Annotated in this window: 19 protein-coding genes and 1 tRNA gene; 9 read left to right on the forward strand and 11 right to left on the reverse strand. The window is 72.8% G+C overall.

The features are described from left to right. Nucleotides 1-248 precede the first annotated feature (248 nt). Nucleotides 249-1,187: an MFS transporter gene (locus JT362_RS03560; RefSeq protein ID WP_260189543.1), complete on the forward strand. Its 939-nt coding sequence runs from the start codon at nt 249-251 to the stop codon at nt 1,185-1,187. Here the strand turns inward: JT362_RS03560 and JT362_RS03565 are convergent. Further along, nucleotides 1,171-1,725, reverse strand: a complete 555-nt coding sequence (locus JT362_RS03565) for a hypothetical protein (protein ID WP_260189544.1) — start codon at nt 1,723-1,725, stop codon at nt 1,171-1,173. The two genes, JT362_RS03560 and JT362_RS03565, sit on opposite strands and share 17 nt — an antisense overlap. Before the next feature lie 150 nt (nt 1,726-1,875). On the opposite strand from JT362_RS03565, the gene JT362_RS03570 reads away from it, so the two are divergent. After that, nucleotides 1,876-3,435, forward strand: coding sequence for a PucR family transcriptional regulator (locus JT362_RS03570; protein ID WP_260189545.1), 1,560 nt, complete (start codon nt 1,876-1,878; stop codon nt 3,433-3,435). Between the two features lie 7 nt (nt 3,436-3,442). Here the strand turns inward: JT362_RS03570 and JT362_RS03575 are convergent, their stop codons facing one another. The 3 genes from JT362_RS03575 to JT362_RS03585 all read right to left on the reverse strand — a co-directional run bounded on the left by JT362_RS03575 (nt 3,443) and on the right by JT362_RS03585 (nt 6,130). Continuing rightward, nucleotides 3,443-4,291: a polysaccharide deacetylase family protein gene (locus JT362_RS03575; protein WP_260189546.1), complete on the reverse strand. Its 849-nt coding sequence runs from the start codon at nt 4,289-4,291 to the stop codon at nt 3,443-3,445. After that, the gene (locus tag JT362_RS03580) at nt 4,288-5,406 is read right to left on the reverse strand and encodes an oxidoreductase (protein WP_260189547.1); all 1,119 of its coding nucleotides are present in this window, start codon (nt 5,404-5,406) and stop codon (nt 4,288-4,290) included. Before JT362_RS03580 ends, JT362_RS03575 begins: the two co-directional genes overlap by 4 nt. A gap of 121 nt (nt 5,407-5,527) precedes the next feature. Beyond that, nucleotides 5,528-6,130 carry a DUF1989 domain-containing protein gene (locus JT362_RS03585; RefSeq protein WP_260189548.1) on the reverse strand — a complete coding sequence of 201 codons (603 nt, stop codon included), beginning with the start codon at nt 6,128-6,130 and terminating at the stop codon, nt 5,528-5,530. A gap of 164 nt (nt 6,131-6,294) precedes the next feature. Here JT362_RS03585 and JT362_RS03590 point away from each other — a divergent pair, with 164 nt between their 5' ends. The 3 genes from JT362_RS03590 to JT362_RS03600 all read left to right on the forward strand — a co-directional run bounded on the left by JT362_RS03590 (nt 6,295) and on the right by JT362_RS03600 (nt 8,424). Further along, nucleotides 6,295-7,050, forward strand: a complete 756-nt coding sequence (locus JT362_RS03590) for an SDR family oxidoreductase (RefSeq protein ID WP_260189549.1) — start codon at nt 6,295-6,297, stop codon at nt 7,048-7,050. Next, nucleotides 7,047-7,982 carry an RNA polymerase sigma-70 factor gene (locus tag JT362_RS03595; protein WP_260189550.1) on the forward strand — a complete coding sequence of 312 codons (936 nt, stop codon included), beginning with the start codon at nt 7,047-7,049 and terminating at the stop codon, nt 7,980-7,982. Before JT362_RS03590 ends, JT362_RS03595 begins: the two co-directional genes overlap by 4 nt. A 139-nt stretch (nt 7,983-8,121) precedes the next feature. Beyond that, entirely contained in the window at nt 8,122-8,424 is a 303-nt protein-coding gene (locus JT362_RS03600; RefSeq protein WP_260189551.1) for a hypothetical protein, read from the forward strand. A gap of 4 nt (nt 8,425-8,428) precedes the next feature. Here JT362_RS03600 and JT362_RS03605 read toward each other — a convergent pair whose 3' ends face one another. From JT362_RS03605 to JT362_RS03630, 6 genes are all read right to left on the reverse strand, one after another. Beyond that, the gene (locus tag JT362_RS03605) at nt 8,429-8,581 is read right to left on the reverse strand and encodes a hypothetical protein (RefSeq protein WP_260189552.1); all 153 of its coding nucleotides are present in this window, start codon (nt 8,579-8,581) and stop codon (nt 8,429-8,431) included. Beyond that, entirely contained in the window at nt 8,568-8,933 is a 366-nt protein-coding gene (locus JT362_RS03610) for a hypothetical protein (protein WP_260189553.1), read from the reverse strand. Before JT362_RS03610 ends, JT362_RS03605 begins: the two co-directional genes overlap by 14 nt. Nucleotides 8,934-9,032: 99 nt before the next feature. Next, on the reverse strand, nt 9,033-11,951 hold the full coding sequence (locus tag JT362_RS03615) for a S8 family serine peptidase (protein ID WP_260189554.1): 2,919 nt from the start codon (nt 11,949-11,951) through the stop codon (nt 9,033-9,035). Nucleotides 11,952-12,092: 141 nt separating this feature from the next. Next, complete coding sequence (locus JT362_RS03620; protein ID WP_260189555.1) at nt 12,093-15,950, reverse strand: S8 family peptidase; 3,858 nt, start codon at nt 15,948-15,950, stop codon at nt 12,093-12,095. A gap of 413 nt (nt 15,951-16,363) precedes the next feature. Continuing rightward, a complete protein-coding gene (locus tag JT362_RS03625; protein ID WP_260189556.1) occupies nt 16,364-17,095 on the reverse strand; it encodes a hypothetical protein in 732 nt (243 codons plus the stop codon). A gap of 317 nt (nt 17,096-17,412) precedes the next feature. Beyond that, nucleotides 17,413-17,796, reverse strand: coding sequence for a DUF5997 family protein (locus JT362_RS03630; protein ID WP_260189557.1), 384 nt, complete (start codon nt 17,794-17,796; stop codon nt 17,413-17,415). A gap of 53 nt (nt 17,797-17,849) precedes the next feature. On the opposite strand from JT362_RS03630, the gene JT362_RS03635 reads away from it, so the two are divergent. Beyond that, the gene (locus JT362_RS03635) at nt 17,850-18,563 is read left to right on the forward strand and encodes a LysR substrate-binding domain-containing protein (protein WP_260189558.1); all 714 of its coding nucleotides are present in this window, start codon (nt 17,850-17,852) and stop codon (nt 18,561-18,563) included. Nucleotides 18,564-18,599: 36 nt separating this feature from the next. On the opposite strand, the gene selD is transcribed toward JT362_RS03635, so the two are convergent. Next, nucleotides 18,600-19,595, reverse strand: coding sequence for a selenide, water dikinase SelD (selD, locus tag JT362_RS03640; RefSeq protein ID WP_260189559.1), 996 nt, complete (start codon nt 19,593-19,595; stop codon nt 18,600-18,602). A 42-nt stretch (nt 19,596-19,637) separates the two neighbouring features. Here selD and JT362_RS03645 point away from each other — a divergent pair. The 3 genes from JT362_RS03645 to selB all read left to right on the forward strand — a co-directional run bounded on the left by JT362_RS03645 (nt 19,638) and on the right by selB (nt 22,769). Then, nucleotides 19,638-19,730: transfer RNA gene (locus JT362_RS03645), tRNA-Sec, on the forward strand. A 22-nt stretch (nt 19,731-19,752) separates the two neighbouring features. Beyond that, nucleotides 19,753-21,042 (forward strand): L-seryl-tRNA(Sec) selenium transferase, encoded by a 1,290-nt coding sequence (gene selA / locus JT362_RS03650; protein WP_260189560.1) that lies wholly within the window; start codon nt 19,753-19,755, stop codon nt 21,040-21,042. Further along, nucleotides 21,033-22,769 (forward strand): selenocysteine-specific translation elongation factor, encoded by a 1,737-nt coding sequence (gene selB / locus JT362_RS03655; RefSeq protein WP_260189561.1) that lies wholly within the window; start codon nt 21,033-21,035, stop codon nt 22,767-22,769. The genes selA and selB overlap by 10 nt, the downstream gene beginning before the upstream one ends. Nucleotide 22,770: the final 1 nt, after the last annotated feature.

Consider the following 22,770-nt stretch of genomic DNA (forward strand, 5'->3'; position numbering starts at 1 on the left):
GCGCGACGGTCGGATCAGGGCACTGTTCGCGGGGGATGTCGTGGCCAAGGTCGGCGACGGCATGATCATCACGGCGTTGCCGCTGCTGACCCTGCGCGTCCACGGTGACGTGCCCGCCGCCCTGGCCATCGGGGCGGTCCAGGCTTCGCCGTACGTGTTGGCGACCGTGCTCGCCTTCACGATCGGGCTCGGCACGCTGCGGATACCGCCGCGCGCCCTGATCCTCGCCGACTGCCTCCTGCGCGGCGGTGCGCTGGTCCTGGTTCGGCGTGCTCGCCGTGGCCGACTCGGTCACGCTGGTCACGCTGGCCGGTGGCCTGCTGGCCGGTTCCGTGTTCCGGATCGTCGCGATGAGCGCCCGCCGGCTGGTGTTCACCGCCATGGTGGAACCCGAGGCCCGGTTCACGGCGAACGCCTTGCTCGGCACCAGCACCAGTCTGGCGCTCTACGCCGTGGGGCCGGTGCTGGGCGGGGTGCTGTCCACCGCAGCGAGTCCTGGAACCGCTGTGCTGGTCAACGGGCTCAGCCTGGTCGTGTTGGCGGTCGCGGTGGCCTTCGCCGCCCCGGCGAAGGCCGGTGCGGTCAGCGGGGCGAGCGTGTCCGTCTCCGGTTTCCAGGTCCTGCGGCGCATCCCGGTGGCCGCCCGGCTGCTCGTCGTGGTGTTCGGTTTCAACCTGTTCTACATGCCGGTGGAGGTCGCCCTGCCGCTGCTGGTGCGCGGTCTCGACGGCAGCGGGGTCGCCCTGGGGTTGGTCTGGTCCGGTTTCGGCGTGGGCGCGTTGCTCGGTGCGGTGCTGGCGAACCGCCTGCAGCGGTTCTCCGGGCAGAAGATTCTGGTCGCCATCATCGGCGGCTGGGCCGCGACGGTCCTGCTGCTGCTCGCCGCGCCGTCCACCCCCTTCGCGGTCGCCGTGTTCTTCGTCGGCGGACTCGTCTACGCACCGTTCACCCCGGTGGTCCACACCCTGGTGCAGTCGGCGCTGGAACCAGCCGAACAGCAGCCGTTGATCACCTTGTGGACCGCCGGCTCGGTGCTGGCGGCACCGATCGGACTCGCGTTGGCGGGACCGCTGGTCCACGGGATGGGCCCGGAGGGCGCACTGCTCGTCTCCGCCCTGCTGACCGTCGCACTGGTGCCCTTCGCCGGCGCGGGGCTGCGGACGACCCGGTTCAGGGCGAAGGCATGAGCCCGACAGCGGCCAGCAGCGCCGGCACGGCCACGAGCACCAGGCCCAGCAGCACCGGCCCGCCCAGCACGCCGAGAACCGCGAGCCGCCGGCGCGTGCCGTGCCGCCGCGAGTAGGAGACGGCCAGGACGCCGAAGCCGGCCGCCACCAGCAGGAAGAACAGCACGTACACGATGCCGGCGAGATCGATTCCGTCGACGGTGCCGGTGAGCCCGACGGCCATGCCGACCGCTTCCGCCACGCTGCCCAGGGCGTACCCGGCGAGGGTCGCGAAGGCACCCCAGAGCGACACGGTCACCACCGCCGCCGGGACCGGCCAGGGACGCCTGGCGACCGACAGCAGGGCAACCGCCGCTCCGGCCACCTTCAGCACCACCACCAGCCAGTTCAGCACGCTGAACGCCGAGGAGTACTCGGCGTAGCGGCCTCGGTCGAAGTGCCCTGTGACCTCGAAGACGACGTTGACCAGAGCGAAACCGAGACAGCACAGGCCCACCAGCACCCCGACGACGGGGACGACGTTCGGGCGAACATCCACAGCGGACTCCTTTGCCGTTGTCGTTGGCACGCCTACTGGGACGCACCGGCTCGACGCCCTGTGACAGGGACGGGTGTCACAGGTGCTCGGTCGCGTCCACGGTTGGAGGAAGGTCTAGTTCCGGCTTCGTCGGCTGGATATGTTCACACCGTGTTCACCCTCCGCGCGTTGTTGGCCGACCGGCGTCTCGAGCTGCGCCTGCTCGTCGAGGGCCGCCCCGGCGCCCTCGACGAGGAGGTGCTGTGGCCGCACAACACCGAGCTGCCCGACCCGTCGCCGTACGTGCGGGCGCGCGAGCTGGTGCTGACCAACGGGCTGTGGCTCGACCGGACCGAGCCCGCCTCGTTCGTCGCCGGCGTGGTGCGCGCCGGTGGCGCGGGGATCGTCTTCGGACTGCGCACCCAGACCCCGCACACTCCCCCGGAGCTGGTCGCCGCCTGCACGGAGGCGGACCTGCCGCTGGCGGAGATCTCGGTCCGGGTGCCGTTCACCGCGCTCACCCGGGCCGCCGCCGCGATCTACACCGAGCAGCGGCAGGACGCGCTGCTCGGCATGGTCCGCCGCGGGGACGCGCTCGCCGCCGCGATCTCCCACGGCGCGGGCGCGTCCGGGGTGCTCAAGGTGCTCCGCCACGACCACGACCTGCCGCTCGCGGTGGTCGACCGGATGGGCCGGCCGCTCGCCAGCACCGGTGTCGACCTCACCGCGGAGCAGCGCGCCGCGGTCGCCGACGCGCTGGCCCGGCGGCCGCCGCCGCTCGAGGTGGAGCTCGACGGCTCGGTCTCGGCGGCGATGTTCCCGGTCGGGGCGGTCGGCGACTTCGACGCCACCCTGCTGTGCCTGCGACCGGCCGCCGACCTCGGTCCTGGCGAGCGGGACGCACTCGACCAGGCGGCCCGCTTCCTGTCCCTGGAGGTCGCGAAACGGCAGGCCGTGCAGGCGATCGAGCAGCGGTTCGCCAGCGAGCTGCTCGACATGATCCTGTCCGGGGCGCAGCGCGCGGCCGAGGTGCCGGAGCGGCTGCGGGCCTTCGGCGTCGATCCGGGCGGATCGCTCGCGGTGTGCGCGGTGGCGTTCGCCGATCCGGACACGCCGACGCTGCCGGGGCTGGCCGAGGCGGTCGGCGAGTTCCTCCTCGCCGAGAACACCGCGGTGGTGGTGGCCGGCGGCAGCCAGGACGTGGTCGCGGTGCTGGCCTGGCAACGGCCGGAACGGGAGCTGCGGGAACTCGCCACCCGGTTGGTCGACGCGGTCGAGGCGCGTTTCCCCGGGCACCACCCGGTGCTGGGGCTCGGCGAGCCGGCCGCCGACGCGACCGCGCTGCGCCGCCCGCTCGTCTCGGCCCGCGAGGCCTGCCGCGTGTTGGTCCGCCGCGGCGGCCCGGGGGTCGCGGTGTTCGGCGAGTTGGGCACCCACCGGCTGCTGCTCGGCCTGCACGAGCCGGAGACGCTGCGGGGTTTCGCCGACAGCGTGCTCGGACCGCTGCGCGAGCACGACCTGCGCCGCGGCGGCCAGCTGGTGGTGACGCTGCGGACCTTCCTCGACCACGACGGCCAGTGGGCGGCGACGGCGGCCGCACTGTTCGTGCACGTCAACACGCTGCGCAACCGGCTGAGCAAGGTGACCGAGCTGACCGGCCGCGACGTCACCCGCACCGAGGACCGGGTGGACCTGTACCTGGCGCTGGCGGCCGACGCCTTCCAGCGGTAGCCGCCCCTCAGCGGTAGTCCGGCGACGCGGGAACCGGGCGGGCGGGCAGCTCCTGGTCGGCCATGGCCGCGTCCGCGACCTCGCGGCAGCGGGCGAACCGCACGTCGCCGCGGTCCAGCGCGTACTCGATCAGCCGCCGCAACGCCATGATCCGCCCCGGCCGCCCGGTCAGGAACGGGTGTGAGCACAGGTTGAACAGGCAGCCGTACCGGCGCATACCGTCCAGCTCGGCACGCCACAGCTCCAGCGCCTTCTCCGGCGACTCGATCACCGAGCCGATCCTCGGCCGCGGCAGGAACGCGTACTGCTCCCAGTCGTCGAGCGACCAGTGCACGGGCAGTTCGGCGATCTCCCCGTGCCGGGTGGCGATCCGGTACGGCCGGTCGTCGGCCATCAGCGACGAGTCGTACCGCAGCCCGTACCCCGCCACCAGGTCCGGGGTCCGCCGGCTGGCCGCCCACAGCGCCGCGCGGTGGCCCGCGACCTCGATGCCCTGCGCGGCGAAGACCTCCAGCGCGCGCTCGAAGTCCGCCCGCTCCTCCTCGGGGGTCATCGACGTCGGCGGGCGGTGGGCGTAGGAGTGGTGGGCCACCTCGTGCCCGCGCTCGACGACCGACGCGGCGAGGCCGGGGCGGTGCTCGGCGACCCAGCCGGGCACGAAGAACGTCGCCGGCACGCCGAGGTCGTCGAGCGTGTCGAGGATCCTCGGCACGCCGACGTCCGGGCCGTAGGACTGGTGGGTCATCGTCGCCAGGTGCTCGGCGTATCCGGGGTCCTCGGCCAGGACCGGTGTCTCGGCGTCCACGTCGAACGTCAACGTCGCCACCGCCGCCGCACCGCCGCGCCAGCCGGTCATCCCCGCACGCCCTCCCGCCACCGGCGCGCCACGGACAGCGTCGCCATGGGCTTCAGCATGCCCGCGTCGAACGGCTCCAGCGCGACGTCCTTCGCCACACGCCGGGGCAGGTCGGGGTTCGCGAGCGCCCCACGGCCGATCGCGAGCAGGTCGGCGTGCCCGCCCTCGAGCACGTCGGCGGCCCGGCGCAGGTCGTGCATGCCGCCGTTGGCGATCACCGGCAGGCCGGTGCGCCGCCGGGCGAGCGCGGTGATCGTGTCGCCGCCGGCGAGCCTCGCGGTCTCGATCCAGTCCCGGCCCTCACTCGCGACGTGCACGAAGCCGGCACCGGCCGCGGCGACCGCGTCGAAGACGACCTCCGCGTCGCGCACGCCGCCCGGCCAGCGGTAGGTGAAGTCGTTGACCTTGGTCTGGGAGAACCGGATACCGACCAGGAAGTCGGGCAGCGCCCCGTGGACGTCGGCGACCACCTCGGCCGCGAGGCGCACCCGGCCGGACACCGTTCCGCCGTAGCCGTCCGCGCGCCGGTTGGTGTAGTCGGTGAGGAACTGGTCGAGCAGGTAGCCGTTCGCCCCGTGCACCTCGACGCCGTCGAACCCGGCGGAGTGCGCGTTGCGGGCGGCCGCGACGAACCCGGCTCGCACCTGCTCGATGTCGTCCGCCGACATCTCGCGCGGGACTGGCCACGGGCCGCTGCCGCCGTACTCCGGCATCATCTCGCCCAGCGGCGCCACGGCCGACGGGGCGATGCGGACGGCACCGTGGGCCGAGCCCTGCGACAGCGCGCCGGCGTGCATCAGCTGCGCGATGATCCGCCCGCCCGCGGCGTGCACCCGCCGGGTCACCTCCCGCCAGCCCTCGACGTGCTCCGCGGTGACCAGGCCGGGTTGGTTGTGGTAGCCCTGGCTGTACGCGGCGTCGGTGTAGACGCCCTCGGTGATCACCAGCGGGAACCCGCCCTCGGCGAACTCCGTGTAGTAGTCGGCCATCTCGGTGGTCGGCAGCCCGTCGGGGGTCGCCGAGACCCTGGTCATCGGTGCGACCGCGAAGCGTCCGTCGAGGTCCAGCGCGCCCAGCCGGAAGGGGGTGGCCGCCGCGTGCGGTGAGTCGTTCATGTGGTGCTCCTGGTCGGTGCGTGCTTTGTGGCTCCACCCAACCAGCGGCGACCGGGTGCGCGCAGTGGACGATCATCCACCGAGACGTGGCCGGACTGGCGAAGTGAACAGCCCATCGGCGTCAGGTCCAGGACACGAGCCGCTCCAGCACGAGCGGCTTCGGGGTGCCGGCGTTGATCCCGGACAGGTCCTGCGGGCAGGCCGAGACGACCACCACGCAGTCCGACTCGGCGCGTACCGTCACCGCGGCCCCGGGACCCGCAGGTGAGGAGTTCCAGCGCAGCTCGCCGGCGGGGGTGACCGGGATGTCCATGAACAGGTTCACCGGCTGCGGCACCACGTCGAGGTCCAGCCCCAGCGCCGTGCGCAGGTTCTCCGCGCACGACGCGTGCCAGCCGGTCACCCCGAGCGCGGCGTACCGGACGGGGTCGCAGGCGGGCAGCAGCATGTCGTGGCGGCCGGGCGAGGTGTCCTCCACGAGCGTCAGGATCGGGCGTCGCCGGGTGGTGACGAACGGCTGCCCGATCTCGGGGAACAGGCGGCTGTGGTGCACGCGAGTGTGCGCGGCGCTGAGCCACTCCGCCGGTGTGCCGGTGCAGGCGAAGAGATCACCGACCTGACCACCCTCCTCGGTGACCACGCGCAGGTGCTCCCCCGTCCGCAGATCGATCCGGCGACCTTCCCGTGCGGGCACGACCACCCGATTCCGAAGCGTGAGCTGCATGCCGACAGCCCACCACCGCCGCCCGCCGGCCGCCATGGACGATGTCCCACCTCGACTCCCGTCGCGGTGGACCTTCACCCAGTGGCCCGTCCCCACATGTCACAGCCGACGGGCCTGCTTCGTCCCCGGTCCGGAAGCCACCAACCGAAACGAGGGAACTCATCGTGAGCGAGCAGAGGATCGCGCTGGTCACCGGGGCGAACAAGGGGATCGGTCGCGCGACCGCCGAGCAACTCGCCGCACTGGGCATGACGGTCGTCGTCGGGGCCAGGGAGCCGCGGCGCGGCGAGGAGACAGCCGCCGCCCTGCGCGCGGCGGGCGGCGACGCGCACCCGGTCACCCTGGACGTCACCGACCAGGAGACCGCGCGAGCGGCCGCGGAGCGGGTCGAGGAGCGCTTCGGCCGCCTCGACGTGCTGGTCAACAACGCCGGCATCACCGGCTCCGGGCAGGTCGCGCCCCAGGACGCCGTCGACCAGGTCCCCAGCTCCGTCGACCTGGTCATGGTCCGGGCCGTGTTCGAGACCAACGTCCTGGGCGTGATCGCGGTGACCAACGCCCTCCTGCCACTGCTGCGACGGTCACCGGCGCCGCGCATCGTCAACCTCAGCAGCCACGCCGCGTCGCTGACCATCTCCGCCGACCCGGACGGTCCCCTGGCGGCGCTGCCCGCGTCGGCCGCGTACACGCCGTCCAAGGCCGCGCTGAACGCGGTGACCGTGCAGTACGCCAACGAGCTGCGCAAGGACGGCGTCCTCGTCAACGCCGTCGCTCCCGGCTACGTCGCCACCGACATCAACGACCACCGCGGGTTCCTCACCCCGGCGCAGGGCGCCGCGGCCGTCGTGCGGCTGGCCACGCTCCCGTCGGACGGGCCGACCGGTGGGTTCTTCGACGCCGACGGCCCGGTGCCCTGGTGAGGGCGGGCGCGCTCCGGAACGAGGAGTTCGAGCGGCTGCGACCGCTGCTGTTCTCGATCGCCTACCGGATCCTCGGCAGCGTGGCCGAGGCCGAGGACGCCGTGCAAGAGACGTGGCTGCGCTACGAGGGTTCCCCGGTCGAGCCGGAGTCGGTCCGGGCCTACCTCTCGGTCGTGGTGACGAGGGTCGCCGTCGACGTGTTGCGCTCGGCACGGGTCCGGCGGGAGTCCTACGTCGGCCCGTGGCTCCCCGAGCCGCTGCTGACCGACCCCTACCAGGATCCGGAGCGTTCGGCGGAGCTGGCCGACTCGGTGTCGATGGCGGCACTGCTCCTGTTGGAGCGGCTGAGCCCGTTGGAGCGGGCGGTGTTCGTGCTGCGGGAGGTGTTCGGGTTCGGCTTCCCGGAGATCGCCACGGCGGTGCGGCGGTCGGAGGCGGCGTGCCGGCAGCTCGCCGTACGCGCACGCCGCCACATGGAGGCGGGGCGGCCGAGGTTCGAGGCCGACCGGGCCGAACGCGAGGAGCTTGCCGGCCGTTTCCTGGACGCGTTCCGGAACGGGGACGTCGAGGGCCTGCGCGAGCTGCTGGCCGCCGACGTGCGACTGGTCGGCGACGGCGGTGGGAAGACCCCGCAGGTAGCCGCCGCCTTCGTCGGCCCGGTGAAGGTGGGACGAGCGCTCGCCGCACTCGCCGCCTGGCTCGGGCGGGCGGAGGTGGAGTTGGAACCGCACGAGGTGAACCGCCAACCCGGCGCGATCTTCCGCGACCGCGACGGCAGGGTCGTCAACACCTGGGCACTCGACATCCTCGACGGCCGGATCCAGACGATCCGTACCGTCCTCAACCCCGACAAGCTCGGGCACGTGGGTCCGGTGGCGGACGTGTGGGCGCTCGCCCGGCGGACACGCCGACCCCGTGACTCGACGGAGTGACCGACCGCCGGCCCCGGGCCGGGTCACGGCTGGAGGGCCGCCTCCCGCGCGGGTGTGTATGGCCGGGGTGTACTCGTCGACGCGGAGCAGCATCGCTGCGCACCGAGGTCAGCGACTCGGTCACCTGGACGGTCGACACGTGTACGACCCGTTCGAGGAGATGTACCCGGACTACAGCCAGCTGGCCGAGAAGGCACGCGAGCACGTCCGCGACACCGTCTGGGACCTCGTCGTCTGCGTCACCGACCAGCCGATGCAGGACGACTCGACGGTGGTGGTGGCCAACCCGCACCTCCGTGACCGGGTCGCGGTGGTCTCGCTGCCGGCGCTCGGCGGGCGGCGGCTACGCCGGCGACTGACCGCGGCGGTGGTGGCGGTCATCGCCCGGCCGCACCTGGACCCATTACCCGGCCAAGGCCGCATGGCGCCACTAGTGTCCTGAGTCGTCAATTCGTTGACAGTAGACAGTGAGGGTCTCTCACGCCGTACTCCAGCACCGGCGCCACCTGGTCGAACCAGGACGTCGTCGACGGGGTGATGCCGCCGACCACGGCCAGCATCGCGTCGGTGGTGACCGGCACCAGCTCACCGCGGCTCATCGACTCGACCATCGCCTGCCGCAGCCGGCCGCTCGGCGTCCCACAGCGACGCCGACGCGGCGGCGCTGTCCCGGGGGTCGTCGGCGGCCGGGACCGGAACCGGAGGACCGGGCTCGACGGGCGGCGGCGGGTTCGACGCGCGCAACCGCGCCGCCACCAGTTGAGCGCGCAGCAGCCGGACCCGCGCCGGATCGCCGCCGCGGGCCTCGAACGCCTCCAGTTCGGTGGCGGCGCGACCCGGATCCCGTTCCAGCAACAGCGTGACGAAGTCCTCACGCAGCGCCAGGTTGCCGGGGTCGGCCGCCACCTCGCGGGCGATCACCTCCACGAAACCGTCGTTGTCTCTGGTCATCCGGTTCTTTCTCGTCTCAGCTCAGCCGGTCGCGTCCGCGATCCGTCTGGTTGGAGACAAGCAATGCCGCCGATCATGGTGAACAGGCGGCCCGACGGCCTACGAGCAAGCCGCCCGTGGAGTGAGCGTGCCGACCGGTGTCCTGGCGCGGAACGTGTTCGACAGGGGCCCGACGGTGATCGGGTACGTGCCGGCGGCGTCCGGAGTGACCGTCCAGCCCACCGTGGTCGACGCGCCGGCGGCCAACGTCACGGGGGTGACCGCGAACGTCGAACCGCGGACGGTCAACTCCGCGTCGTACGTGCCGGCCGAACTGCCGACGTTCTTCACCCGCGCCGCGACGCAGACCGGCTCGCCGACCTGGACGTCGTCCGGGCTGACGGTCAGGTCGTACGCGGCGAAGTGCGGCGCGTTCGCCTGCGGTTCGGGTGCGGCCCAGTCGATCGCGTTGTAGAAGATCTCCTTCGCGTCGGGCGTCCAGGCGTCTGGGTCGGCCCCGTGCATGGACAGCAGCACATGCCGGTTGTTGGCTCGCTGGTCGATGGCGACGCCGCCGCCGACGGTGCCGCTGTTGCGGTCCAACATGCCGATGATCCGCCTGCCGTCGCCTTCGTAGCCGGCGAACCAGGCGGCCCATTTGGGCAGGTCCGAGTCGACCGGGGCCAGCATCACGTTGTCGCCGACCTTCCGGTCCCCGAAGATCGGGTGCTCCTCGGTGACCTCGTAGCGCAGGTCCTCCCCGGCGATCCAACCCGCCGTCGACCAGGTCGCCTCGGGTTGGCCGGTGTGCTTGGACAGCTGACCGATCCCCTTGAGGGTGCCGGTGGCGTAGTCGAGGAAGAGCACGCCGGCGCCACTCGCGTCGGTGGCGTCCAGCATCGCCTGGAACCGGTCCCGGTTGTAGGTGCCCGTGCTGATGTTGTAGCCGATCACCACGACCGGGTGCCGCGCGGCCTGCTCCAGTTCGCTGTAGGAGTAGATGGTGGCCGGGATGCCCGCCGGGGTGAACACGTGGTCCAGGAACGGCTGGGCGTACGACTCGGGGTAGGACACGATGGCCACCGACGGCGGTTGCCGGGTCAGGGTGAAGTTCGCCGTGGTCGACCCTTCCGCCGTGACGGTGACCCGGCTGGGTTCCGGTGCGGTGAAGGACGGGTGGTCGACCTCGACGGCGTAGTTACCCGCCGGAACGAGCGGGATCGTGTACCGCCCGTCCGCGCCGCTGGTCGCGGAGACGTCCCTTGGCACGTCGAGGACGCGGATGGTCGCGTTCGGCACGCCGTGGCCGGACTCGTCGAACACCACCGTGCCGGTCAACTGTCCACTCGGGACGTGCTGGAGCGGTACGGCGACCGGCGTGAAGGAGTTCGCGGAGACGACCACGTCCGACACCCTGGCGTCCTCGAAACCGAACACGGACACGGACAGCTCGTACGTGCCAGGAGCGAGCCGGGTGCCGAAGGTGCCGTCCGCGTCCGTGGTCAGCGTGCGATCGCCCGGCGAGACTTCGACCGTCGCCCTGCCGACCGGGTCACCCGTCGCGCCCGCGGTGACCATTCCGCTGATCCCGGAGTGCACCGCGACCCGCGCGGTGGCCTCGTAGGCGTTGATCCGGCCGTGCCCGAACCGGGTGTCCGGCCGGTCCGGCGCGTTGCGGTCGTCCCAGAACGACGTGTCGGCGAGCGCGTCGAACAGCTCGTCGACGGACAGGTCGGGCGCGGCGGAGCGCATCAGCGCGGCCGTCCCCGCGGTGTGCGGGGTGGCCATCGAGGTGCCGGAGAGCGTGCTGTAACCCCCGCCGGGGGCAGCGGAGTACACGTCGACCCCGGGCGCGGAGATGTCCGGCTTGACCCACTCCTCCGGCCACTCGGCGGGCGGTTCGGTCCACTGGTCCTTGCGAACCACGGCGCCGCAGGAGAACGAGGCGACGTTGTCCGACGAGTCGGTGGCGCCGACGGCGACCGCCTCGTACACGTTGCCCGGGCTGGCGGTGCCGGCCGTGCCGCAGTTGTTCCCGATGGCGATGGCCGGGACGATGCCCGCGGCCCGGATGGCCCGGACCGGCGCGATCATCTCGGTGTGGAAACCGTTGCTGCCCAACGACATCGACACCACGTCGGGCGGCGACCCCGCCGGTTCGCCGTTGCTGTCGGTCGGCGCGACGGCCCACTGCATACCGGCGGCGACCTGCGCGAACGAGCCACGCCCGTGCGGGATGATCAGGCCGTGCATGTACTCCGCGTCGGGCGCGACGCCGATCGCGGTGCCCGAGGTGTCGCCGCCGACCACGGTGCCGGTCACGTGCGTGCCGTGCCCCGACGTCTCCCGGGGCAGGGTGTCGACCCGCGCCCCGGCGGTGTCGAACTCCGCCCAGCCACCGGGGTGTTGGGGGTCGCGGGGGTCGGTGGTGGCCATCTTGCCGGCCAGGTCCGGATGGTCGATCGCGACGCCCGTGTCCAACACCGCGACCTTCGCGTCGGCGCCGGTGACGCCGAGTTCCTGCCAGACCCGCGCGGCCTCGATCTTGTCCAACCCCCAGGTGGACGCCTGCGCCGTGACGTCCGCGGATTCCGCCACGTCCGGCACGGTCAGCTCGAAGTTGGGGATCAGGCGGTCGACACCCGGGATCTCGGCGAGCGCGCCAAGGGCTCCCGTGTCGGCCGGGAACTCGACGACGAGCATGTTGGTGAGCCACAAGCGGTTCAGCACGGTGATGTCGTCGCGGGCTTCGAGGTGCCGCACGACCTCGGCCTGGCTGTCGGCCGCGTGCTCGCGCAGCGTGTCCACGACGGTGTCGTAGCCGCCGTCGTGATCGGTGGTGTTGGGCAACATCACCAAGGCCTGTACCGGCTCGCCCTCGTCCGCGTCCTCGACCAGCGCGACGAGTTCCGACGCGATCGACGCGGCGCCTGGTTCCGCGGCCGCCGTCGTCGACGCGGTCACCGTGCCGGCTAAGCCGGCGATCGCGGCGATCGTGGTCAACCTGGCCACCATGGATCTCATCCGGAAGAGCCGCATCAGACCACCTCAGAAGAGTGTGAAATTTCAACCATCTCCAAGGATGGTGGAGAACACACCCACGTTCAATGCTCTGTTCGGCCGCCTACCCACAGGTTCGTCCGGCCCGGCCACGTCGCGGCTGGGCCGGACACCTGGCTCCTACTCCACCTTCCAGGCCCTGGTGATGGTCTGGTCGATGCTGTTTCCACTCGCGTCGGCGGCCTTGACCCGGATGGTCACGAACCCCTTGTCGCGAGGCGCGGTGAGCCGGAACGTGGCGTCACCCCGTCGATCCGCGCGCTTGCCGCCCGCGCGCTGCCAGCTCGCGCCGTCGTCGGCGCTGGTCCACACCTCGACGTCGTAGCTCCTGCTCCTCGGTCCGGTGTACGCGGACTGGTAGCCCACGTTGAACGTCGCCCGGTACGGCCGGCCCGCCCGCACACCGTTGGTGAGGCTGAGGTGGTCCACGTCGTAGCGCAGGTCCACGACGGGAACGGTCCTCTCGCTGTTCACCGGGTGGTCGAACGTGGCGTGGAAGTCCCACACCGTGTGCGTCGCCGTCGAGGTCGGCCGCACCTCCTGGGTGTAGCCCACCTCCAGCCGGTACCGGCCGTTCCCCGAAGCGCGACAGGAGAAACCGAAGTTCATGTCATCGCGCTCGCACAACGTTTCCCCGTCGCGCGAGAACCGCCAGCCGGAGCTCGTCAACGGCCACCCGGACACCTGTCCGGACGGCGACCGGTACAGCGACAGACTCGGCTGGAGATAGCCAAGCGGGTTGTTCGGGGTCCCGTAGATCCGCGCGATCACGCCGGGTTGGGAACCCGGTGCCGACACCACGGGTGCGGTGCCGTAGTCCTCGGTGACCCGCGTGCCAGCGGCGTGCTGTCGCGGTGCCACCTCGTACACGGCCCCCGTCGGAACGCGGAGGAACTCGTAGCGGTGCGACTTCTCGCTGATGGCGCTGGGCATGGGCGGTGAGACGTACTCCGTGCGAGTGTGCGGTGCGCGGAACTTCGTCCAGTCGTGCGCGGTGTACGGGGTGAGGCCGCTGGACCCGGTGCTGCTGACCGAGCCGGGGACATCGGTGTGGTACCGCGCGTTGATCGTCGCCAGGTTCCGGTGGCGCACCGACGGGTCGGGCACCGTGAGCCGGTCGACCTCCGTCGCCAGGTCGTAGACGTAGGGCGACACGGGTTGGCCGCCGGTGCTGATTCGGACCGGCCCGTTCCGCAGGGCCTTCGCCAGGTCCCTGCCCTCCGCGGCGGACAGGGTCGCGACCGGGATCGTCGTCGGTGCCTGCTGGTGGCGCAGGTGCCAACCCGGATACGCGGCCGAGATCAGCACGCCCGCCGCCCCCGCGGCGGCCGCTGCGGCGGCCACCGAGTCGACCGTCGGTGCGTCGGAGGACCAGTACTTCTGCTCTCCCCACTGCTCGTCGACCAGCACCACCTTGCCGCGCACGTTCGCCGTGCCCGACTCGGCGGCGGTGCCGTTGCCCACGCGGACGACCTCGTACCTCCCGCGCTGGTCGAACGGCGGGAAACAGAGCTCCAGCTCCGCGCAGCTACTCCTGTCGCCCTCGGCGGGATACCAGGGATGCAGTACGGGCGCGCGCCGCCCGTGGGCACGCATCGTCAGCGCGGGCGCCGTCCGGTGGCTGGTGAACTGCGTGAAGAACTCTCCGGTCGTCGCGGTGGTGCGGTTGGGCACGACGTACAGCTCCGGCGCCACCGATGCCCGCCGCAGGAACCCACTCCAGACACCGGTCTCGTCCTCGAACATCACGTGGCGGAACGCCAGCATGCCGATGGCCCGGCCGCGGTACCGCGTCGCGAGCTGTTCCGACGGCCGTGGGGTGTGGAACTCGACCCGCTCGGCCTTCCTGGCGTCGATGTCGATCTTTCGGTCCCTGTCGAGCTGGAACTCGATGTCGCCGCCGATGGTGTCCGACAGCAGGAAGTACGGCGCCTCCTGGGTGTAGGTGCACACGTTGCCCAGCACCGCGTACCTGCCCTCGGGAAGCAGCGGGTCCGGGCCGCCGTAGCGCCACGTGTGCGCCCGCCCGTCCTGCCACCAGCCGGGGATCATCTCACCGGTCCCCAGGTTGAGGATGTTCACGAACGAGCAGTCGCCGGTGCTCGCCGGGATCCCCGCTCGGTCGGTGCCGGTGATGATCAACCGGTGCCGGGGAGGGGACTTCCGCCAGGACATCGTGGTGTGCGTGCGGACGGTGTCGCCGTCCTTCGCCGTCAGGTAGGCGAAGTAGGTGTCGATCTCGAACTTGGTCGTGTCCACCGCGATGTCCACGGTGACCGACCCGCCAGCCGGAATGTCCACTGTGGAGGGGGTGACGGTGACCGCGCCGGCGGCCGGGGTGATGGCGGCCATGCCCTGCAGGCCCTTGCGCACGTCGAGGGTCAGGTCGGCGTGCACGGCCTCGTCCGACAGGTTCCGGAAGGTCGCCTTTCCGTGGCGCACGGTGTAGGGCGGCTCGGCCACGCCGATGTTGACGGTGCCGGTCGCGACGATGTCGGTGGTGGTCGCCGCCGCCACGTCCAGCATGCCGCCGCCCTCACCCGCCGGTCCGTTCTCCGGGTTGCGGTCGGCGGAGCTGACCAGCACGTCCTTGAGCTGTTCCCCGGTCCAGTCCGGGTGTTGCTGAGCGAGGATCGCCGCGGCGCCCGCCACGTGCGGCGTCGCCATCGACGTGCCGTGCGCCTGGAGGTACCAGTCGTCGACGATGATCCCGCGGCCCAGCATGCTCGTGCCCTCGGCGCGGGCGGCGACGATGCCGGTGCCCGGCGCGGCGATCTCCGGCTTCACCGCGTGGTCCAGGATCCGCGGTCCCCGGCTCGTGTAATAGGCCAGCGGATACGGTTCGGTCTTGTCCACCGCCCCGACCGTCAGTGCCCGGTCCGCCGATCCTGGCGTGTTGACCGTCTCGTTGATCTCGTTGTTGCCCGCCGCGACGACGAACAGCGCGCCGGTGTCCGAGGAGATGCGGTTCAACGCCTGGGACATCGGGTCGGTGCCGTCGGTCGGCTGGCCGCCGAGGCTCATGTTGATCACGTCGGCGCCCTGCTCGGCCGCCCACGCCATCCCGGCGATGATCTCGGAGTTGAGACCGGTACCGGTGTCGTCCAGTACCTTCCCGACGATGAGCCCGGCGTTGGGTGCGACACCCCGGTAGCGGCCGTCCGAGGCCGCGCCCGTGCCGGCGGCGATGGACGCCACGTGGGTACCGTGCCCGACGCGGTCGTCGACGCCCAGCCCCGGCACGAAGCTCTTGCTGGCCACGATCCGGCCCGCCACATCGGGGTGGTCGGCGTCGATGCCGGTGTCCAGCACGGCGATCTTCGTGCCGGTGCCGTCGAACCCGGCCGACCACGCCCGCGGCGCCCCCACCGCGGGCACGCTGACGTCGAGGGACGCGGTGACCTTGCCGTCCAGCCAGAGCTTCCGGACCGGCGCGGAGGTTCTGTTCCGCTCGCCCTCCCCGGTCACCTCCGACCAGACGCCGCCGGTGTTCTTCTTGTCCACCGACAACGCGGCGGCGCTGACCGCGGGCAGTTCCCTGGTCCGCTTCGCACCCGCCGGTACCGCCCGCGCGGCCCGTGCCCCGGCGCCGGGGTACGTGGCGATGACGGGCAGCGTGGCGGACGAGGCGTCGTCGTAGCCGAACTCGGCCAGCCTGTCCAGGTTGAACAGATTGCGGTCCAGCCTGCCGGTGCCGATCAACGGCACCGCGGCGGCGGGGAGGGCGTGGAGGTCGCGGTCGATCTGCTGGAACTCCACGTCCCCACGCGGTTCCGCGTCGAAGACGACCACGCCGTCCTTGGTGCCGTCCGCCGCGGTGTCGAGGCGGACCCGGTCACCGCTCAGCAGCGTGAACGTCGGCCCCTCGGTGGGCTCACCAGCCGGAGGTGGCTCCGGAACGGCGGGTGGCGGAGGTTGCGGTTGCGCCGCGACCGGACTGGCGACGGAGAACACGAGCGCGACCGTGAGCACGGCCACGGAAGATCGTCGTAAACGCATCGAAGCCCTCTTCTGTGTGGGGTGGCGGCTCACAGCGGCATCCACTCATCTGACCCAGAAGCCGCGGTGACCGCCGGTTCGACCGGTTCGACCGGTTCGTGCGCACCGTCGTCCGGTGGAGGTGTCCCCGGCGTGCACCGGTCGTCGAAAGCCCGCGTGTCGTGAGCAGCGGAGTCCGCCTGATCCATGGCCGTCACCCTGCACGGCCCCGTCCGGGCTAGCTATGGCACGGACTTACCATTTTCGCCGCTCCCGGGACGACCCCGGCCGGCGTCACCCACGAGCATCCCTGCCGACCTGGCCGCGAGCAGAACGCCGGTTCACACCGGACTGCACCGACCGCCCGAGCACGTAGCGCTCGCCGGTGAGCATGGACCCTGTTGATGACCGGGTCAGGCACGCCACACCGTCGCTCGGCGCCGCGCCCGCCTTCCCGGAGGCGTCGCGAGCTCACGCGCGGCGAACCGGCGCACGTCCTCGTCGGCGGAAGCGGCCGCGTGATCGAGCGGACGCCGGTCATCGTCGAAGAAGACCACGGCCACCGCGGCGGCGAACGATCGGACGACGGGATCGCCCGAGTCCAGCCGCGGGACGACGTCCTCGGCCGTCGTCCCGCCGCGCATGGCCGCCGCCAACCAACCGGTGAGTTCACGAACCTCACCGGTCAGGTGCGGGACGGCGGCGTCCACCTGTTCCCGCGCCGACCACGCGAGGAAGTCCATCACCCTGGTCCGCAGCGGGCCCCACTGGTCGGCGACCCGCGCGATCGCCTTCGCGATCACCGGCCCGTCCTCGGTGCCGGCCGCGGAGTGGACGGTGTCCACGGCATTCCACCGCACCGTGCGACTGGGGTGCTCCAGCAGGATCGCCACTTCGGCCAGCAGCGGCGCCGCCTGGATCGCGAGTTCGGAAAGGATCCAGGAGCCGGACTCCACCACCGGGTCGTACTCACTGCGCAGCAACGGAACGAGCCGCTCGAGCGGGTAACCCCGGAACGCCTGCCGCAGCAACTCGTACGCCGCCTCGCCAACGGCCTCCGCACGCCGGTCGGTGAACCCGGTCAGGAACCGCACGAGTTCGTCACCACGCTCGAGACCGGCCGCGCCCTTCCCGCTCGACGGCATGCCACACATCCTGCCACTACGGTCGAGCCCTGGCGGTCCCGTCCCGGTGCCGAACGACCAAGGCGTCCAACGGGATGGGCAACGGCAGCACCGGCACGGTGGTACCCAACCCGGTCCAGGTCTCCGGCCTCAGCGACATCGTCGACCTCGCCGGCCTCGGCGACGCCGTCATCGCACTGGACTCCACCGGGACAGGTCCACGGCTGGGGCGCCAACACGCACCGCGAGCTCCCCTGCCCGACCTCACTCACATCGAAAGCATCTCCAACGGCACCGACGACGGCCGGGCATTCCGGTCATGGCGCGCGGGCACGCAGTCAGCCCTTGCGTGGCTCGTCGGCCGCCTTCAGTCGGGCGGCCTCCTTGCGGACGTCGACCTGTGTCTCGCGTTCGCGCTGGAGCCACTCCGGGTTCTCGGCCTTCAACGCCTCGATCTCGTCGGTCGTCAACGCGTCGGTGATGCCCGCGCGGGCGAGGCCGCTGACCGAGATCCGCAGCTTGGCCGCGACGACCTGGCGCGGGTGCGGCCCGTTGCGGCGCAGGTCGCGCAGCCACTCGGGCGGGTCGGCCTGCAGCGCGTTCAGCTCGTCCCGCGACACGACCCCGTCCCGGAACCCCGCGGGGGTGGCGTCGAGGTACACCCCCAGCTTCTTCGCCGCCGTCGCGGGCTTCATCGTCTGTGGGGTCTTGCGGGACGTCATGCGGCGAGGGTAGTCGCCCCGTTCCCGCCGCTCACACCCGGTAATCTGCCCTCGTGACGAGCCAGGACGCAGCGCCGACGTTCCGGCTCGCGTACGTGCCGGGTGTGACGCCGGGCAAGTGGTCGCGGGTCTGGCACGCGCGGCTGCCCGACGTGCCGTTGATCCTCGATCAGGTGACCGCCGCCGACGCCGTCGCCGTGGTGCGCGACCGCGGCGCCGACGCGGCCCTGCTGCGGTTGCCGATCGACCGGACCGGCCTGCACGCCATCCCCCTCTACACCGAGACGACCGTGCTCGTGGTGCCGAAGCACCACGAGCTGACCGCGGCGACCGAGGTGTCCGAGGCGGACCTCGCCGACACCGTCCTGCTGCACCCCCACGACGACACCCTCGACTGGGCCGAGCCACCCCGCGTCGCCGCCCACCGGCCGGACACGACCACGGACGCGGTCGAGCTGGTGGCGGCCGGGGTGGGCCTGCTCGTCGTCCCGCAGTCGATAGCCCGGCTGCACCACCGCCGGGACCTCACCTACCGGCCGGTCACCTTCGCCCCCGAGTCCCGCGTCGCTCTCACGTGGCTGGAGGACGAGACCACCGACCTCATGGAGCAGTTCATCGGGATCGTGCGGGGGCGGACGGTCAACAGCACCCGGGGCCGACCGCGGGCCCAGGAGAAGCGTTCCCAGCCCGCCGCGCGCAAGGCCGAGACGAGTCGATCCGCGAGCCGGGGGCGCGGCGCCAGGCGCGGTAGGCCTCGCCACCGCTGAACTCCTCGTCACACCCGTGGATCCGCACGTTGTCCGTCAACGAACGATGACGGTCCGGCCGTCCCGCGGCGGGACGAGCTCGCCGATCACCGGTGCGCCGGGGATCTCGCCCGCGATCAGCAGGCCGCCGGAGGTCTGCGCGTCGGCCAGGAGCAGGGCGGTGTCCTCCGGCACGGTGTCCAGGGCGGCGTGCGGACGGACCCAGTCGAGGTTGCGGCGGCTGCCGCCGGGGACGAAGCCGTCGCGCACCGCCTCGTGCGCGCCGTCCAGGTACGGCACCGCCGCCGCGTCGACCACCGCGCTCACTCCGCTGGCGCGGGCCAGCTTGTGCAGGTGACCGAGCAGGCCGAATCCGGTGACGTCGGTGGCGCAGGTGAGGCCGGCGGCGACGGCGGCGGTCGAGGCGGCCGCGTTGAGCGTGACCATCACCTCGACGGCCGCCGGGAAGCGCTCCCCCGTCGCCTTGTGGCGGGAGTTCAGCACACCGAGCCCCAGCGGCTTGGTCAGCGACAGCGGCAGGCCGGCCCGCCCCGCGTCGTTGCGCAGCAGGCGGTCGGGATGTCCGAAACCGGTCACCGCGAGCCCGTACTTGGGTTCCGGGTCGTCCACACTGTGCCCGCCGGCGAGGTGGCAGCTCGCCGACGAGCAGACGTCCATGCCGCCGCGCAGCACCTCGGCGGCCAGCTCCATCGGCAGGATCTCCCTCGGCCACGCCAACAGGTTCAGCGCGACCACCGGGTGTCCGCCCATGGCGTAGACGTCGGAGAGCGCGTTCGCCGCGGCGATGCGGCCCCAGTCGTAGGCGTCGTCGACGACCGGGGTGAAGAAGTCCGTGGTGGCGATCAGCGCACGGTCACCGTCCACCCGCACCACGGCCGCGTCGTCGCCGTCGTCGAGGCCGACCAGGAGCTCACCGGCCGGCTGCGAGGCGGGCGCGCCGTTCAGTCGCCGGACCACCTCCTCGAGCTCGCCCGGCGGGATCTTGCAGGCACAGCCGCCGCCATGGGCATATCGGGTCAGCCGGTAGCTCATGCGGACGATTCTGTCGTTTGCGATGATGACCGCATGTCGCAGGGAGGCGCTTCCGGCCTGGTGACCGGCGCGGTCTTCAACACCGTTGAACGGCGGACACCGTCGTTGGCGGGTTCGATTCCCGTTCGCCTCCGCGTGGGGGCGGGGATGTGCCGGCGTGGGTGATCCGCGGCGGCACATCCCGCGCACCGATCTCCTGCTCGCCGAACCCCCGCTCGCCGACGCCGCGCGGGTACTCGGGCAGGCGCTCGTGAAGGCCGCCGTCGTGGCCGCGCAGAACCGGGCCCGCGCCGGCGAGATCGGCGTCGACGCGATCGTCGAGCACGCGATCGCCACCCTGCCCCCGACGGCGTCGACCCTACGGCCGGTGCTCAACGCGACCGGTGTCGTCGTGCACACGAACCTCGGCCGCGCGCCGCTGTCGGCCAGCGCCCTCGACGCCGTGCGCGCCGCCGGCGGCAACACGGACGTGGAGTTCGACCTGGCGACCGGGCAACGGGCCCGCCGGGGGCGCGGCACGCTCGCCGCCCTGGCCGACGTGGTGCCGGACGCCGAGGCGGTGCACGTGGTCAACAACAACGCCGCCGCACTGCTGCTGTGCGCGCTCGCGCTCGCCGACGGCCGGGAGATCGTGCTGAGCCGGGGCGAGCTGGTCGAGATCGGCGACGGGTTCCGCATCCCCGAGCTGCTCGCCGCGACGGGGGCACGGCTGCGGGAGGTGGGCACGACCAACCGCACGACGGCCGCCGACTACGCCGCGGCGGTCGGTCCGGACACCGGGTTCGTGCTGAAGGTGCACCCGTCGAACTTCCTGGTCACCGGGTTCACCGCGGCGGCGGGCATCGCGGAGCTGGCCACGCTCGGCGTGCCGGTCGTCGCCGACATCGGCTCGGGCCTGCTCCGCCCGGACCCGCTGCTGCCGGATGAGCCGGACGCGACCACCGCGCTGCGAGCGGGCGCCGCGCTCGTGACCGCGAGCGCCGACAAGCTGCTCGGCGGTCCGCAGGCCGGGCTGTTGTTCGGGCGGCGTGACCTCGTCGAACTGCTTCGCCGACACCCGACCGCCCGCGCGCTGCGCGTCGACAAGCTCACCCTGGCCGCGCTCGAGGCGACGTTGCGCGGGCCGGTGCCGCCGGTCCGGCGGGCCATCCACGCGGACCTCGCCGCGCTGCGAACCCGTGCGACGCGGCTCGCCGAGGAGCTCGGCCGCCGCGGGGTCGAGGTGACGGCGGTGGACTCCGTCGCGGTGGTCGGCGGCGGCGGAGCGCCCGGCGTCGAGCTGCCGAGCGCCGCGCTGTGCCTGCCCGCCCGGCACGCCGAGCGGCTCCGTACGGCCGACCCGCCGGTCGTCGGGCGGGTGGAGCGCGGCCGGTGCCTGCTCGACCTGCGGACCGTGCCGCCGGAGGACGACGGACGGCTGCTGGAGGCGGTGGCGCGGTGCACGTGATCGCCACCGCGGGGCATGTCGACCACGGCAAGTCCACCCTGGTACGGGCACTGACCGGAATGGAACCCGACCGGCTCGCCGAGGAGCGCCGTCGCGGGCTGACCGTCGACCTCGGGTTCGCCTGGACGGCGCTGGCCGGCGAGGAGCTGGCGTTCGTCGACGTGCCGGGCCACGAGCGGTTCGTGCCGAACATGCTCGCCGGAACCGGGCCCGCACCCGCCGTGATGTTCGTGGTCGCCGCGGACGAGGGCTGGCAGGCCCAGTCGACCGAGCACCTCGCCGCGCTCGAGGCGTTCGGGGTGCGGCACGGCCTGCTGGTCGTGACCAAGTGCGACCGCGCCGATCCGGCGGCCGCCACCGCGGTGGCCGGGGAACGGTTCGCCGAGGGCGGGCTGGCCGGGGTGCGCGCGGTGGCGGTGAGCGGGCGGACCGGCGTCGGGTTGCCGGAGCTGCGTGCCGCGCTGCTGGCGCTGGCCGCCGAGCTCCCCGTCCCGGACACCACCGCGGACGTGCGACTGTGGGTCGACCGCGCGTTCACCATCCGGGGCGCGGGCACGGTGGTGACCGGCACGCTTGGGGCGGGCACGATCCGCGTCGGTGACGAGCTCGTGCTCGCCGGCCGACGGGTGTCGGTGCGCGGGCTGCAGGCACTCGGTCGGCCCCACGACGAGGTGCGGGCCGTGGCACGCGTCGCGGTGAACCTGCGCGGTGTCGACCGGCGCCACGTGCGGCGCGGTGACGCGCTGCTGACCCCGTCGGCGTGGCGGCTCACCCGCGAGGTGGACGTCCGGCTGCGCGGCGACGCCGCCGCCGACCTCCATCGCACGCTGGTGCTCCACGTCGGCGCGGCGGCGACGCCGTGCCGGGTTCGTCCACTCGGGACGGACAGCGCCCGCCTCTCGCTCGCCGCCGGGCTGCCGTTGCGGGCCGGCGACACCGGCCTGCTGCGGGACCCCGGCGAGCACCGGATCCCCGACGGCGTCGAGATCGTCGACCCCTGCCCGCCACCGCTCACCGGGCGCGGCGCGGCGCGAACACGAGCCGAGGAGCTGGCGGCGGCGGCCCGTGCGCACGTCCGGCGACACGGCGCGGTGCGCGCAGCCGACCTGCGCGTGCTCGGGTGGTCCCCGACCGGGATCCGGATCGGCGACTGGGTGGTCGACGAGGCGCTGCACCGCGACCTGCCGGGCCGGATCACCGCGCGGTTCACCGCATGGTCGGCGGCCGACCCGGTCGCGGCCGGAATGCCGGTCGAGGTGCTGCGCCGCGAGGTCGGCGTGCCGCGACCGGTCCTGCTCGCCGCGCTCGCCGAGACGGAGCTGACCGTCCACAACGGGCTTGTCTGGGCCGGGGACAGCGGGCCGTCGTTGCCGGAGACGGTGGCGCGGCCGCTCGCGGAGGTCGAGACCCGGCTCGCGGCGGAACCGTTCGGCGCGCCGGAATCCGCGTACCTCGCCGAGCTGGGACTCGGCCCGCGCGAGCTGGCGGCCGCCGAGCGCGCCGGCAGGCTGGTTCGGCTGACGGGCTCCGTGGTCCTCGCGCCGGACGCGCCGGCGCGCGCCGCCGAGGTTCTCGCCGCGCTGCCGTCGCCGTTCACGGTCGGCGACGCCCGGCGCGCGCTGGGCACCACCCGCCGGGTCGCGGTGCCGCTGCTGGAACACCTCGACGCGAACGGGGTCACCCGCCGCCACGACGACGGCACCCGCACGATGCGCCGCGGCGACTGAG

The sequence above is a fragment of the Actinophytocola gossypii genome, from assembly GCF_025165815.1.
GTDB classification, from domain to species: domain Bacteria; phylum Actinomycetota; class Actinomycetes; order Mycobacteriales; family Pseudonocardiaceae; genus Actinophytocola; species Actinophytocola gossypii.

What these genes read in the sequence shown, in the direction of transcription:
- JT362_RS03625 (WP_260189556.1), bottom strand. Translation starts at nt 17,095, where the DNA reads ATGCCGTCGAGCGGGAAGGGCGCGGCCGGTCTCGAGCGTGGTGACGAA.
- JT362_RS03615 (WP_260189554.1), bottom strand. Translation starts at nt 11,951, where the DNA reads ATGCGGCTCTTCCGGATGAGATCCATGGTGGCCAGGTTGACCACGATC.
- JT362_RS03630 (WP_260189557.1), bottom strand. Translation starts at nt 17,796, where the DNA reads ATGACGTCCCGCAAGACCCCACAGACGATGAAGCCCGCGACGGCGGCG.
- JT362_RS03610 (WP_260189553.1), bottom strand. Translation starts at nt 8,933, where the DNA reads ATGACCAGAGACAACGACGGTTTCGTGGAGGTGATCGCCCGCGAGGTG.
- JT362_RS03580 (WP_260189547.1), bottom strand. Translation starts at nt 5,406, where the DNA reads ATGAACGACTCACCGCACGCGGCGGCCACCCCCTTCCGGCTGGGCGCG.
- JT362_RS03605 (WP_260189552.1), bottom strand. Translation starts at nt 8,581, where the DNA reads ATGAGCCGCGGTGAGCTGGTGCCGGTCACCACCGACGCGATGCTGGCC.
- selD (WP_260189559.1), bottom strand. Translation starts at nt 19,595, where the DNA reads ATGAGCTACCGGCTGACCCGATATGCCCATGGCGGCGGCTGTGCCTGC.
- JT362_RS03585 (WP_260189548.1), bottom strand. Translation starts at nt 6,130, where the DNA reads ATGCAGCTCACGCTTCGGAATCGGGTGGTCGTGCCCGCACGGGAAGGT.
- JT362_RS03575 (WP_260189546.1), bottom strand. Translation starts at nt 4,291, where the DNA reads ATGACCGGCTGGCGCGGCGGTGCGGCGGCGGTGGCGACGTTGACGTTC.